Raw genomic sequence first — 15,484 nt, 5'->3', positions numbered from 1 at the left:
AAGGATACACATTGCCGGGAGGTAATATGGTGTTTTTATCTAAACCTTAATCACAATACATATGGTATACACCATTACTCGTATTAAATTTCGCCCCTTAAATTTAATTACAGGAATTGCTGTGCTGCTGTTGCTTACGGTAAATGTTTATGCAAAAAAGAATACACTTTTTTATGCTAAACCGGGCACAAATAAAGCTACACACATAGGTGCATTTTTAGGTACGCCAATTATTACATTTAATGCCTCATTATCTTCAAGGCAATATGGAAGTGGTGATTTTACCCCGGCAACTTCAAACTCCAATGCAGCCTTAACCTTCAGCAGCAATAATCCGGCAGTAGCAACCATAGTAAACAATAAAGTTCATGTAACCGGGATTGGTACGGCAACTATAACGGCCAGTCAACCTGCAAACTCCCAATATGAAGCGGCTACATCATCGGCAACACTTACCGTAATCAAGGCATCGCCGGTTATTAGTTTTGTTAGCAGCTTTAGCCCGCGTACCTACAGTACAACAGCCTTTACCCCGGCTACGGCTAATTTAAAAGCTACGGTAACTTTTACAAGCGACAACCCGGCAGTAGCCACTATTGTTAACAACCAGGTAAAAATGATAGGGGCTGGTACAGCTAATATAACAGCTACCATTGCCGATGATGATAATTATAACGGCACTACGCTTACCATGGCCTTAACTGTTAATAAGGCCGAACCCGCAATTACGTTTATCAATAATTTTAGCCCGCGCCAATACAGCACAACCGATTTTACGGCAGCAAACGCAACTCTTGGTGCAACAATAACCTACTCGAGCGATAATACCGCCGTTACCACGGTAGTAAGCGGCAAAATTAATATGGTAGGTGCCGGCACAGCCAATATTACAGCAACCATTGCCGGCGACAACCGTTATGAAGAAACTACCCTTACCCGGCAACTGTTAGTTGAAAAAGCTACGCCTGCTATTAACTTTGTAAGTAATTTTAGCCCAAGAATATACAATGCCACCGATTTTACGGCAGCCACCGCCACCCTGGGTGCGGCTGTAACTTTTACCAGCGATAACCCGGCCGTGGCAACCATAGTGAATAACCGGGTTAATATGGTTGGAGCAGGTACTACAAATATTACCGCAATTATTGCCGAAGATGAGCGATACACCGGCACAACGCTTACTATGCCCTTTACTGTTTTAAAGGCCGAACCGGTAGTAACTCTTGTTAGCAACATTAGCCCAAGAACATACAACACCGGCGATTTTGTCCCGGCCACGGTTACTTTAGGAGCCCCTTTGGTGCTTAGTACCGATAACCCTGCAGTAGCAACTATTGTAAGCGGAAAACTCAATATGGTTGCCCCCGGTACCACCAATGTTACAGCTGCTGTTATGGAAAGCGACAAATATGTGGGCACATCGGTTACCGCGCCATTAACGGTATTAAAAGCATCTCCTACAATTACGTTTGTAAGCAATTTTAGTCCACGTGCATATAATGCAACAGCATTTACCCCAGCTACTGCAAACTTTGGCGCCAACATTACCTTTAGCAGCGATAACCCGGCCGTAGCCACCATTGTAAATAACCAGGTAAAAATGGTTAACCCGGGCACGGCCAATATTACTGCAACCATTGCCGATAGCGAGCAATATGAAGGCAAAATAGTTACAATGCCACTTGTGGTTGAAAAGGTATCGGCCAGTATTAATTTTATAAGCGGACTAAATGCAAGACCATACAGCACAATTGATTTTGCACCGGCAACGGCAACATTGGGAGCATCAATTACATTTACAAGTGATAACCCCTCGGTTGCTAACATTGTTAATAATCAGGTACACCTGGTTGGCATTGGTACCGCCAACATTACAGCAACTATACCCGATAATGCCCGCTATGTAGGCAAAACTGCAACCGTTGCCATGACGGTAGTGCAATCAACCCCGGTAATTACCTTTGCTACCTTAAATCCAAGAAATTTCAACACCTCCGATTTTATACCGGCTACTGTTTCCCTTGGCGCACCGGTTACCTTTACCAGCGATAACCCGGCGGTAGCAACCATTGTTAACGGACGGGTAAATATGCTTACTGTTGGTACTGCTAACATAACGGCAACCGTTCCGGGCAGTGATAAATTTGCAGCGGTAACTGCTACCACTGTGTTAAATGTGGTAAAATCAACCCCGGTAATTACATTTATATCCACCTTTTCTCCGCGCAGGTATAACAGTGGAAACTTTACACCGGCATCGGCAAATTATGGTGCGGGTATAGTGTATACATCAGATAACCCGGCAGTAGCGCAGATTGAAAACAACCAGGTAAAACTGGTGAGCATAGGTACAGCCAATATAACCGCAAGCGTAACAGATAATGATGTGTACAATGCTGTATCGCTAACGCGTGAGTTAACCATAACACAAGCTACACAAACCATTACTTTTGCGGCAATACCTAATAAAACATTTAATTCTCCGCCATTTACTTTATCGGCCACAACTACCTCGGGCTTTCCGGTTACATTTACCAGTTCGGACGAGAACATAGTAATGATAAGCGGAAATACGGCTATTATTACAGGAATTGGCACGGTATCCATTACGGCATCACAGGCGGGCAATACAAATTACGGTGCAGCTGCCAATGTTGTACGTACTTTAACCATCAGTAAGGTTGCACAAACTATTAATTTTGCTGCGTTAACCAATAAAAATTATGGCGATGCTCCATTTGTTTTAACAGGCAACGCAACGTCGGGTTTGCCTATAACTTTTGTAAGTTCTAATCCGCAGGTGGCCACCATATCGGGCAATACCGTGACCATAGTAGGCGCAGGCGTTGTGGATATCACCGCTACCCAGGAAGGCTCGGCATCTTACGATGCTGCAACACCTGTAATCCGCACATTTACGGTAAACAAAATCGATCAAACTATTGCGTTTGCTGCGTTAAGCGATCAAACTTATGGTATTGCGCCTTACACACTAACAGCTATAGCCAGTTCGGGACTACCGGTTATCTTCACCAGCTCAGACACCACCATTGCCAAAATTAACGGCAACACGATAACAATTTTATCGGGGGGATCGGTTGACATTACAGCCTCACAGCCAGGTGATAATAATTATAATGCGGCAACAAGTATTACGCAAACTTTAAATATTGCCAAAGCCAACCAAACTATAAGTTTTGCAGCCCTGCCCATTAAGCAATATGCCGATCCTGATTTTGCGCTAACCGGCACCTCCACTTCGGCCTTACCGCTTACCTATACCAGTTCTAACCCTGCAGTAGCAACCATTAGTGGCAACATAGTAACTATAGTTGGCGTAGGCAATACAACCGTTACGGCCACACAGCCGGGCAGTAACAGTTATCATCCTGCCGCAAGCATATCGCGTCAGTTAACCGTAAACAAAGCCAATCAAATCATAACCTTTTCTACGCTACCTGCCAAAGCTTATGCCGATCCTGATTTTACTTTGACTGCATCGGCTTCATCGGGCTTACCAATTACCTACACCAGTTCAAATCCGTTGGTAGCTACAGTAACCGGCAGCACTGTTACCGTTATAGGTATAGGTACCACAGTAATTACGGCATCGCAACCCGGCAACGAAAATTATAATGCGGCAACCGATGCTGTTCAGACTTTAAATGTAGGCAAAGCCAATCAAACCATAACCTTTGCAGCCCTACCCGGTAAAATTTATAACGATGCACCTTTTAATTTAACTGCATCTGCAACATCGGGATTGCCTATTACTTTCAGTAGCTCCAATCCCTTGGTAGCTACCATTGTTGATAATACTGTAACCATAATTGGCCCGGGTGAAGCTATCATAACAGCATCACAAAGCGGAAACGCAAATTACAATGCAGCTGTTAGCGTACCTCAAACTTTAAACATTAGCCAGGCCGGTCAAACTATCACTTTTGCTCCACTGCCAACCAAAACATACGAAAATTTACCATTTGAGGTTGATGCCAGCAGTACTTCGGGCTTGCCTGTAACGCTTACCAGCGCCAACCCTGCAGTAGCCACCATTACCAATAACACCATAACTATTGTGGGCGCAGGTACCGTTGAAATTACGGCATCGCAACCAGGCAACACTAACTATTTAGCAGCCGCATCTATCACCAGGACATTAACCGTTAATAAAGCCAATCAAACTATTGCATTTGCTGCCTTGCCCACCAAAAGCATGGGCGATGCAGCCTTTGATTTAACGGCCACAGCAACTTCGGGCCTACCGATAAGTTATAACAGTTCTAACCCCTTGGTGGCAAGTATTAGCGGCAGTGCCGTAACCATTAACGGAGCTGGTGCAACAATAATAACTGCAACACAACCAGGCAATGCCAATTACAATGCAGCCGAAGCAGTTTTGCAAATTCTAAGCGTTGGCAAAGCCGATCAAACAATTGATTTTGCGACCCTGCCCGATAAAATGATGGGAGATGTTCCTTTTGATCTTTCGGCAACAGCCACTTCGGGGCTTACAGTAACCTACACCAGTTCTAACCCGGCCATTGCCTCAGTTAGTGGTAATAAGGTAACCATTAATGGCGCAGGGGTTGTAATTATCACGGCTTCTCAAAGCGGAAATGCTAATTTTAATGCTGCGCAAAATTCGTATCAACTACTTAATGTAAACAAAGGCAATCAAACTATCACCTTTGCGAGTATTCCTGATAAACAAGTAGGCGACCCAACCTTTAATGCCGATGCCACAGCCTCATCGGGCTTAAGTGTACAATACAGCAGTTCAAATAATACGGTTGCAACAGTATCGGCCACTGGTGTAGTTACCATTACCGGACAAGGAACTGTTACTATTACCGCATCACAACCGGGTAACAACAATTGGTTTGCAGCAACACCAGTAGCCCAAACCTTTACGATTGCCCCTGCCAAACTCAATCAAACCATCACTTTTGCAGCAATTGCTGATAAGGTAGTTGGCGACCCGGACTTTAATGCAGGTGCCAGCGCAGCTTCGGGCTTGCCGGTTTCTTATGTAAGTTCGAACGACCTGGTGGCAACAATTTCTTCAACAGGACTCATTCACATTGTGGGCGAAGGGACCGTCACTATTACTGCTTCACAAAGTGGAAACGCCACATATAATGCAGCTCCTAATGTAGTGCGTACATTTACAGTGAACCCTGCCCCGCCGGTTAAACTCAATCAAACCATCACTTTTGCAGCAATTGCTGATAAGGTAGTTGGCGACCCGGACTTTAATGCAGGTGCCAGCGCAGCTTCGGGCTTGCCGGTTTCTTATGTAAGTTCGAACGAGCTGGTGGCAACAATTTCTTCAACAGGACTCATTCACATTGTGGGCGAAGGGACCGTCACTATTACTGCTTCACAAAGTGGAAACGCCACATATAATGCAGCTCCTAATGTAGTGCGTACATTTACAGTGAACCCTGCCCCGCCGGTTAAACTCAATCAAACCATCACTTTTGCAGCAATTACCGATAAGGTAGTTGGCGACCCGGATTTCAACGCAGGTGCCAGCGCATCTTCGGGCTTGCCGGTTTCCTATGTAAGTTCGAATGACCTTGTGGCAACAATTTCTTCAACAGGACTCATTCACATTGTGGGCGAAGGGACCGTCACTATTACTGCTTCACAAAGTGGAAACGCCACATATAATGCAGCTCCTAATGTAGCGCGTACATTTACAGTGAACCCTGCCCCGCCGGTTAAACTCAATCAAACCATCACTTTTGCAGCAATTGCTGATAAGGTAGTTGGCGAACCGGATTTTAACGCAGGTGCCAGCGCATCTTCGGGCTTGCCGGTTTCCTATGTAAGTTCGAATGACCTTGTGGCAACGGTTTCTTCTGCCGGACTAATTCACATTGTGGGTGAAGGAACCGTAACTATCACTGCTTCGCAAAGTGGAAATGCTACATACAATGCAGCTCCTAATGTAGCGCGTACATTTACAGTGAACCCCGCCCCGCCGGTTAAACTCAATCAAACCATCACTTTTGCAGCAATTGCTGATAAGGTTGTCGGCAATCCGGACTTTAATGCGGGTGCCAGTGCATCCTCGGGCTTGCCGGTTTCTTATGTAAGTTCGAATGACCTTGTGGCAACGGTTTCTGCTGCCGGACTAATACACATTGTAGGTGAAGGAAGTGTAACTATCACTGCTTCGCAAAGCGGAAACAGTACATATAATGCAGCTACGCCAATAACCCGGAGTTTTATTGTTGAAACCACAACATTGCCAAACAAAAACGATCAGCTGATTATATTTGCGTCGATAAGCAATAAAACTTTAGGCGATTCGCCATTTACCGCACCTGCAACTGCCACATCGGGGCTTCCGGTAATTTTAACCAGCAATAACACAGCAGTAGCAACCATTAACGGTAACTTTATTACTATTGTTGGAATTGGGGATGTAACCATTACAGCGTCTCAACCAGGCAATGCAACTTACAACCCGGCGCCTGAGGTTCTGCAATCGTTTACCGTTGTTCCTGCTACTCCAACCAAATTTAACCAAACCATTACGTTTGCAACTATTCCAAATAAAACTGTTGACGATCCTGATTTTACAATTTCTGCTTCGACTAACTCAAGCTTACCTATAGTATTTACGAGCAGCAATACTGCTGTGGCGACTGTGAATGGCAATACGGTGCACATCGTTGGCCAGGGAAATGTCACTATTACCGCTTCTCAGGCTGGTGATGCCACATATTACCCTGCAACAGCTACACAATCATTCGTGGTTAGCCCGGCTTCGGTTCCAACCAAGCTTAATCAAACTATTACATTTGCTTCGATAGGGAGCAAAACAGTTGGTGATGCGCCATTCGCTTTATCAGCAACTGCATCGTCAACCCTGCCGGTTACTTTCAGTTCATCTGATCCAAGCATTGCTTCGGTAAGCGGTAGTACCGTTACCATTATTAAAGCAGGTAACGTAACCATCACTGCCTCACAAATCGGCGACGCGATTTACAACGCTGCAACTGCTACACAATCATTCGTGATTAGCCCGGCTTCGGTGCCAACCAAGCTTGATCAGACCATCACTTTTGCAGCTATTACCAACAAAACAGTTGGTGATGTGCCGTTTATGTTGAGTGCAACTGCTTCGTCAAGTTTGCCTGTTACCTTTAGCTCATCTGACCCAAGCGTGGCTTCGGTAAGCGGCAATACCGTTACCATTATCAAAGCAGGCAATGTAACCATTACGGCTTCGCAATCAGGTGATGCGACTTATAATGCGGCAACCGCTACGCAATCGTTCGTGATTAGCCCAGCATCGGTACCTACTAAGCTTGAACAAACTATTACGCTTGCCGCCATTCCGAACAAAACAGTTGGCGATGCACCGTTCGCTTTATCAGCAACCGCATCGTCAACCCTGCCGGTTACTTTCAGTTCATCTGATCCAAGCGTGGCTTCGGTAAGCGGTAGTACCGTTACGATTATCAAAGCAGGTAACGTAACCATCACTGCCTCACAAATCGGCGACGCGATTTACAACGCTGCAACCGCTACACAATCTTTCGTGGTTAACCCGACCTCAGTGCCTACCAAGCTTAATCAAACTATTACATTTGCTTCGATAGGTAATAAAACAGTTGGAGATGCGCCGTTCGCCTTATCAGCAATCGCATCGTCAAGCCTGCCGGTTATTTTTAGTTCTTCTGATCCAAGCATTGCTTCGGTAAGTGGCAATACCGTTACAATCATCAAGGCAGGTAACGTAACCATTACTGCCTCGCAAGCTGGCGACGCGACTTACAACCCTGCTACTGCTACACAATCATTCGTGATTAGTCCTGCGTCAGTTCCAACGAAGCTTGATCAGACCATCACTTTTGCAGCTATTACCAACAAAACAGTTGGTGATGTGCCGTTTATGTTGAGTGCAACTGCTTCGTCAAGTTTGCCTGTTACCTTTAGCTCATCTGACCCAAGCGTGGCTTCGGTAAGCGGCAATACCGTTACCATTATCAAAGCAGGCAATGTAACCATTACGGCTTCGCAATCAGGTGATGCGACTTATAATGCGGCAACCGCTACGCAATCGTTCGTGATTAGCCCAGCATCGGTACCTACTAAGCTTGAACAAACTATTACGCTTGCCGCCATTCCGAACAAAACAGTTGGCGATGCACCGTTCGCTTTATCAGCAACCGCATCGTCAAGCCTGCCGGTTACTTTTAGTTCTTCTGATCCAAGTGTGGCTTCGGTGAATGGCAATACTGTAACGATCATCAAAGCAGGCAATGTAACCATCACCGCTTCGCAAGGCGGTGATGCGACTTATAACGCTGCTACCGCTACGCAATCATTTGTGATTAGCCCGGCTTCGGTGCCTGGTAAGCTTGATCAAACCATTACGTTTGCTGCCATCGGTAATAAAACAGTTGGTGAAGTGCCGTTCGCTTTATCAGCAACCGCAACATCAAGTTTGCCGGTTACTTTCAGTTCATCTGACCCAAGCGTGGCCTCGATCAGTGGCAATACTGTTACGATTATTAAAGCGGGTAATGTTACCATTACAGCCTCGCAATCAGGTGATGCGACTTACAACCCTGCAACTGCCACGCAATCTTTTGTAGTAAGTCCAGCTTCAGTTCCAACGAAGATTGATCAAACCATCACGTTTGCCACCATTGGTAATAAAACAGTTGGAGACGCACCGTTTGTTTTATCAGCAACTGCTTCGTCAACCCTGCCGGTTACGTTCAGTTCATCTGATCCAAGTGTTGCTTCGATAAGCGGCAATACCGTTACAATCATCAAGGCAGGTAACGTAACTATCACGGCTTCGCAATCGGGTGATGCGACTTACAACCCGGCTACCGCTACGCAATCATTTGTGGTTAGCCCGGCTTCAGTTCCTACCAAGCTTAATCAAACCATCACATTTGCTGCCATAGGGAAAAAAACAGTTGGTGATGTGCCGTTTATGTTGAGTGCAACTGCTTCGTCAAGTTTGCCTGTTACCTTTAGCTCATCTGACCCAAGCGTGGCTTCGGTAAGCGGCAATACCGTTACCATTATCAAAGCAGGCAATGTAACCATTACGGCTTCGCAATCAGGTGATGCGACTTATAATGCGGCAACCGCTACGCAATCGTTCGTGATTAGCCCAGCATCGGTACCTACTAAGCTTGAACAAACTATTACGCTTGCCGCCATTCCGAACAAAACAGTTGGCGATGCACCGTTCGCTTTATCAGCAACCGCATCGTCAACCCTGCCGGTTACTTTCAGTTCATCTGATCCAAGCGTGGCTTCGGTAAGCGGTAGTACCGTTACGATTATCAAAGCAGGTAACGTAACCATCACTGCCTCACAAATCGGCGACGCGATTTACAACGCTGCAACCGCTACACAATCTTTCGTGGTTAACCCGACCTCAGTGCCTACCAAGCTTAATCAAACTATTACATTTGCTTCGATAGGTAATAAAACAGTTGGAGATGCGCCGTTCGCCTTATCAGCAATCGCATCGTCAAGCCTGCCGGTTATTTTTAGTTCTTCTGATCCAAGCATTGCTTCGGTGAATGGCAATACTGTAACGATCATCAAAGCAGGCAATGTAACCATCACTGCCTCGCAATCAGGTGACGCGACCTACAACCCGGCAACCGCTACGCAATCTTTCGTGATTAGCCCGGCTTCAGTGCCTGGTAAATTGGATCAAACCATCACGTTTGCTGCCATAGGTAATAAAACAGTTGGTGATGCACCGTTTGTTTTATCAGCAACTGCTTCGTCAACCCTGCCGGTTACGTTCGGTTCATCTGATCCAAGCGTGGCTTCAGTAAATGGCAATACCGTAACCATTATCAATGCAGGTAACGTAACTATCACCGCTTCGCAAGGCGGTGATGCAACTTATAATCCTGCAACAGCTACACAATCATTCGTGGTTAGCCCGGCTTCGGTTCCAACCAAGCTTAATCAAACTATTACATTTGCTTCGATAGCTAATAAAACAGTTGGTGATGCTCCATTTGCTTTAATTGCAACGACATCGTCAAGTTTGCCGGTTACGTTCAGTTCATCTGACCCAAGTGTGGCTTCGATAAGCGGCAATACCGTTACGATCATCAAAGCAGGTAACGTAACTATTACTGCTTCTCAAATCGGAGATGCAACTTACAACGCGGCTACCGCTACACAATCATTCGTGGTTAGCCCGGCTTCAGTTCCTACCAAGCTTGATCAAACTATTACATTTGCTTCGATAGGTAATAAAACAGTTGGAGATACGCCGTTCGCCTTATCAGCAATCGCATCGTCAAGCCTGCCGGTTACTTTCAGTTCATCTGACCCAAGCGTGGCCTCGATCAGTGGCAATACTGTTACGATTATTAAAGCGGGTAATGTTACCATTACAGCCTCGCAATCAGGTGATGCGACTTACAACCCTGCAACTGCCACGCAATCTTTTGTAGTAAGTCCAGCTTCAGTTCCAACGAAGATTGATCAAACCATCACGTTTGCCACCATTGGTAATAAAACAGTTGGAGACGCACCGTTTGTTTTATCAGCAACTGCTTCGTCAACCCTGCCGGTTACGTTCAGTTCATCTGATCCAAGTGTTGCTTCGATAAGCGGCAATACCGTTACAATCATCAAGGCAGGTAACGTAACTATCACGGCTTCGCAATCGGGTGATGCGACTTACAACCCGGCTACCGCTACGCAATCATTTGTGGTTAGCCCGGCTTCAGTTCCTACCAAGCTTAATCAAACCATCACATTTGCTGCCATAGGGAAAAAAACAGTTGGTGATGTGCCGTTTATGTTGAGTGCAACTGCTTCGTCAACCCTGCCGGTTACGTTCAGTTCATCTGATCCAAGCATTGCTTCGGTGAATGGCAATACTGTAACGATCATCAAAGCAGGCAATGTAACCATCACTGCCTCGCAATCAGGTGACGCGACCTACAACCCGGCAACCGCTACGCAATCTTTCGTGATTAGCCCGGCTTCAGTGCCTGGTAAATTGGATCAAACCATCACGTTTGCTGCCATAGGTAATAAAATTGTTGGCGATGCGCCATTCACCTTATCAGCAACCGCCTCATCAACCCTGCCGGTTACCTTCAGTTCATCTGATCCAAGCATTGCTTCGGTAAGCGGCAATACCGTTACAATTATTAAAGCAGGTAACGTAACTATCACTGCTTCACAATCCGGCGACGCTAATTACAATGCGGCCACCGCTACCCAATCATTCGTAGTGAGCCCAGCTTCGGTGCCAAATAAATTAAACCAGACCATTACCTTTGCCGCCATCGGTAATAAAACAGTTGGTGATGCACCGTTCGCCTTATCAGCAATCGCATCTTCAAGTCTGGCTATTACCTTTAGTTCGTCTGATCCAAGCATTGCTTCGGTGAATGGCAATACTGTAACGATCATCAAAGCAGGCAATGTAACCATCACTGCCTCGCAATCAGGTGACGCGACCTACAACCCGGCAACCGCTACGCAATCTTTCGTGATTAGCCCGGCTTCAGTGCCTGGTAAATTGGATCAAACCATCACGTTTGCTGCCATAGGTAATAAAACAGTTGGTGATGCACCGTTTGTTTTATCAGCAACTGCTTCGTCAACCCTGCCGGTTACGTTCGGTTCATCTGATCCAAGCGTGGCTTCAGTAAATGGCAATACCGTAACCATTATCAATGCAGGTAACGTAACTATCACCGCTTCGCAAGGCGGTGATGCAACTTATAATCCTGCAACAGCTACACAATCATTCGTGGTTAGCCCGGCTTCGGTTCCAACCAAGCTTAATCAAACTATTACATTTGCTTCGATAGCTAATAAAACAGTTGGTGATGCTCCATTTGCTTTAATTGCAACGACATCGTCAAGTTTGCCGGTTACGTTCAGTTCATCTGACCCAAGTGTGGCTTCGATAAGCGGCAATACCGTTACGATCATCAAAGCAGGTAACGTAACTATTACTGCTTCTCAAATCGGAGATGCAACTTACAACGCGGCTACCGCTACACAATCATTCGTGGTTAGCCCGGCTTCAGTTCCTACCAAGCTTGATCAAACTATTACATTTGCTTCGATAGGTAATAAAACAGTTGGAGATACGCCGTTCGCCTTATCAGCAATCGCATCGTCAAGCCTGCCGGTTATTTTTAGTTCTTCTGATCCAAGCATTGCTTCGGTAAGTGGCAATACCGTTACAATCATCAAGGCAGGTAACGTAACCATTACTGCCTCGCAAGCTGGCGACGCGACTTACAACCCTGCAACTGCTACACAATCATTCGTGATTAGTCCTGCGTCAGTTCCAACGAAGCTTGATCAGACCATCACTTTTGCAGCTATTACCAACAAAACAGTTGGTGATGTGCCGTTTATGTTGAGTGCAACTGCTTCGTCAAGTTTGCCTGTTACCTTTAGCTCATCTGACCCAAGCGTGGCCTCGGTAAGCGGCAATACCGTTACCATTATCAAAGCAGGTAACGTAACTATCACCGCTTCGCAAGGCGGTGATGCGACCTACAACCCGGCTACCGCTACGCAATCGTTCGTGATTAGCCCGGCTTCTGTACCTGGTAAATTGGATCAAACCATCACGTTTGCTGCCATAGGTAGTAAAACAGCTGGTGATGCACCGTTCGCTTTATCAGCAACCGCATCATCAACCCTGCCGGTTACATTCAGCTCCTCTGACCCAAGTGTGGCTTCGATAAGCGGCAATACCGTTACGATCATCAAAGCAGGTAACGTAACTATCACCGCTTCGCAAGGCGGTGATGCAACTTACAACCCTGCTACTGCTACAGAATCATTCGTGGTTAGCCCGGCTTCGGTGCCTGGTAAATTGAATCAAACCATTACGTTTGCTGCCATAGGTAGTAAAACAGTTGGTGATGCACCGTTCGCTTTATCAGCAACCGCATCATCAACCCTGCCGGTTACGTTCAGTTCATCTGATCCAAGTGTTGCTTCGGTGAATGGTAATACCGTAACCATTATCAAAGCAGGTAATGTAACCATCACCGCTTCGCAACTCGGCGACGCAACTTACAATCCCGCTACCGCTACACAATCATCCGTGATTAGCCCTGTCTCAATTCCAACCAAGCTTGACCAGATCATCACCTTTGCAGCTATTACCAATAAAACACTGGGGGATGTACCGTTCGCTTTAATAGCCACCGCAACATCAAGTTTACCGGTTACCTTCAGTTCATCTGATCCAAGCGTTGCTTCGGTGAGTGGTAATACCATAACCATTATCAAAGCAGGTAACATAACTATTACTGCCTCGCAAATTGGAGATGCGACTTACAACGCTGCCACGGCTACACAATCATTTGTTATAAGTCCTGCTTCGGTGCCAACGAAGCAGAACCAGACCATCACCTTGGTGGCGATCCCGAACAAAACTGTTGGCGACCCTGACTTTACAGTTTCGGCTTCTACTAATTCTGGATTGCCTGTTACATTCTCAAGTTCGAATGTGAGCGTGGCTACTGTAAGCGGCAATACCGTACATATTGTTGGGCCAGGTAATGTAACCATTACCGCTTCACAAGCCGGCGATGCTAATTATAACCCAGCAACTGCTACACAATCATTCGTGGTAATCCCTATTTCAGTTCCAACCAAACTTGACCAGACCATCTCTTTTGCGGCTATCCCGAACAAGGTTGTGGGCGATGCGCCGTTCGCTTTAACTGCCACCGCATCGTCAAGTCTGCCGATTGTCTTTAGCTCATCTGATCCAAGAATTGCTTCGGTAAGCGGCAATATCGTTACAATTATCAAGGCGGGCAATGTAACTATCACTGCTTCACAATCCGGTAATGCTAATTACAACGCGGCAACTGCTACGCAATCTTTAGTGGTGAACACTCAAACATCTGGCACTAAAACTAACCAGTCGATTACGTTTGCGGCGATTAGCGATAAGCTCACGACTGATGCACCTTTCAATGCTGGTGCTACAGCATCATCAGGGCTCGATATTATTTACAGCAGTTCAAGTAATAATGTGGCCACGGTTTCGGCTACCGGTTTAATTACTATTACTGGTGCCGGTAATGTAACCATCACTGCTTCGCAACCGGGTAACGCAATATTTAACCCGGCAACTGCCATAGACCGCTCGTTTACCGTTAGTGTGCCTAAACTCAATCAAACCATCGCATTTAGTACGCTTACGGAAAAAACTTATGGTAACACCTCATTCCAGCTTGCGGCAACGGCAAGTTCAGGATTGGCCGTTACATACACCAGTTCCAACACCGATGTGGCCACTATCAGCGGAAACACAGTAACTGTTAAGGCCGCAGGTAATGTTATCATTACCGCTACCCAAGCCGGCAACGCCACTTACAATGCAGCGCCGGTAGCTACCCAAAACCTGGTGATAAACAAAGCAACGCTGTTGGTGCAGGCTACTGATGCAAGCCGCATTTATGGTACAGCCAATCCAACATTTGTAATGAGTTACAGTGGCTTTGTTAATGGCGATACACCAACCAGCTTAACAGTTGTACCTGCTGTAAGTACGATTGCTACAACTACCAGTTTACCGGGCACTTACGCATTGGTTCCGTCGGGCGGGGTATCAAACAATTATGCCTTTACTTATACCAATGGCACGTTTACCATTACTCCCGCTTCGGCCATTATTACCTTTGGTAACTTACCTGCCAAAACTTATGGCGATGCCGATTTTAACCCGGGGGCAACAAGTACCGTTAACGAGCCGGTTCAGTATACTTCCAGCAATACTGCGGTAGCTACTATAGTAAACGGAAACATCCATATCACAGGTGCGGGTACGGCTATCATTACGGCTTTATATCCATCAACCAGTGGCTATAGCTTAACACAGCCGCAAACACAATTGCTGGTGGTAAACAAAGCGCAACAAAACATTACGTTTGCAGCCATACCTCGTATTGTTAAGGGTGAAACTTACTCGCTGCAAAATGTAACGGCAAGCTCGGGTTTACCGGTTAGCTTTACCATTGCCGACCAAAATATTGTTACCCTGCAAGGCACAACTTTAACAGCCCGCCAATTAGGTGCTACTACCATTACCGCAAACCAAGCGGGCAATAATAATTACCTGCCGGCAATAGCTGTTACACAAGCTGTAGAAGTGATAAACATTTTAGGTAAACCTGAAATAGAAATTCACAAAGCGGTATCACCTAATGGTGATGGCATAAACGACTTCCTGTTTATTGAGGGTATAACCAAGTTCCCGGTGCATATGGTAACTGTTTATAACCGTAACGGGGTTAAGGTTTGGGAAACTACCCACTACGACAATACGTCGACACGCTTTGAGGGCCGCTCCAATGTTAACGGGCAATTACAGGCGGGAGGCACTTACTTTTACGTGGTTCAGTTTATGTCCAACGGAAAAGGCCAACGCATTGAAGGAGCCTTTGTATTAAAATATCAATAATTAGAATTA

At 46.0% G+C, this 15,484-nt stretch carries 1 protein-coding gene; it reads left to right on the top strand.

The window, feature by feature from the left end; genetic code table 11:
- Window positions 1–61: 61 nt before the first annotated feature.
- Entirely contained in the window at window positions 62–15,475 is a 15,414-nt protein-coding gene (locus QE417_RS19090) for an MBG domain-containing protein (protein WP_311952422.1), read from the top strand.
- Window positions 15,476–15,484 lie beyond the last annotated feature (9 nt).

It is taken from the genome of Mucilaginibacter terrae, from assembly GCF_031951985.1.
Classification (GTDB): Bacteria; Bacteroidota; Bacteroidia; order Sphingobacteriales; family Sphingobacteriaceae; genus Mucilaginibacter; species Mucilaginibacter terrae_A.
This window is presented reverse-complemented; position numbering and strand designations above follow the sequence as displayed.

What these genes read in the sequence shown, in the direction of transcription:
- QE417_RS19090 (WP_311952422.1), top strand. Translation starts at nt 62, where the DNA reads ATGGTATACACCATTACTCGTATTAAATTTCGCCCCTTAAATTTAATT.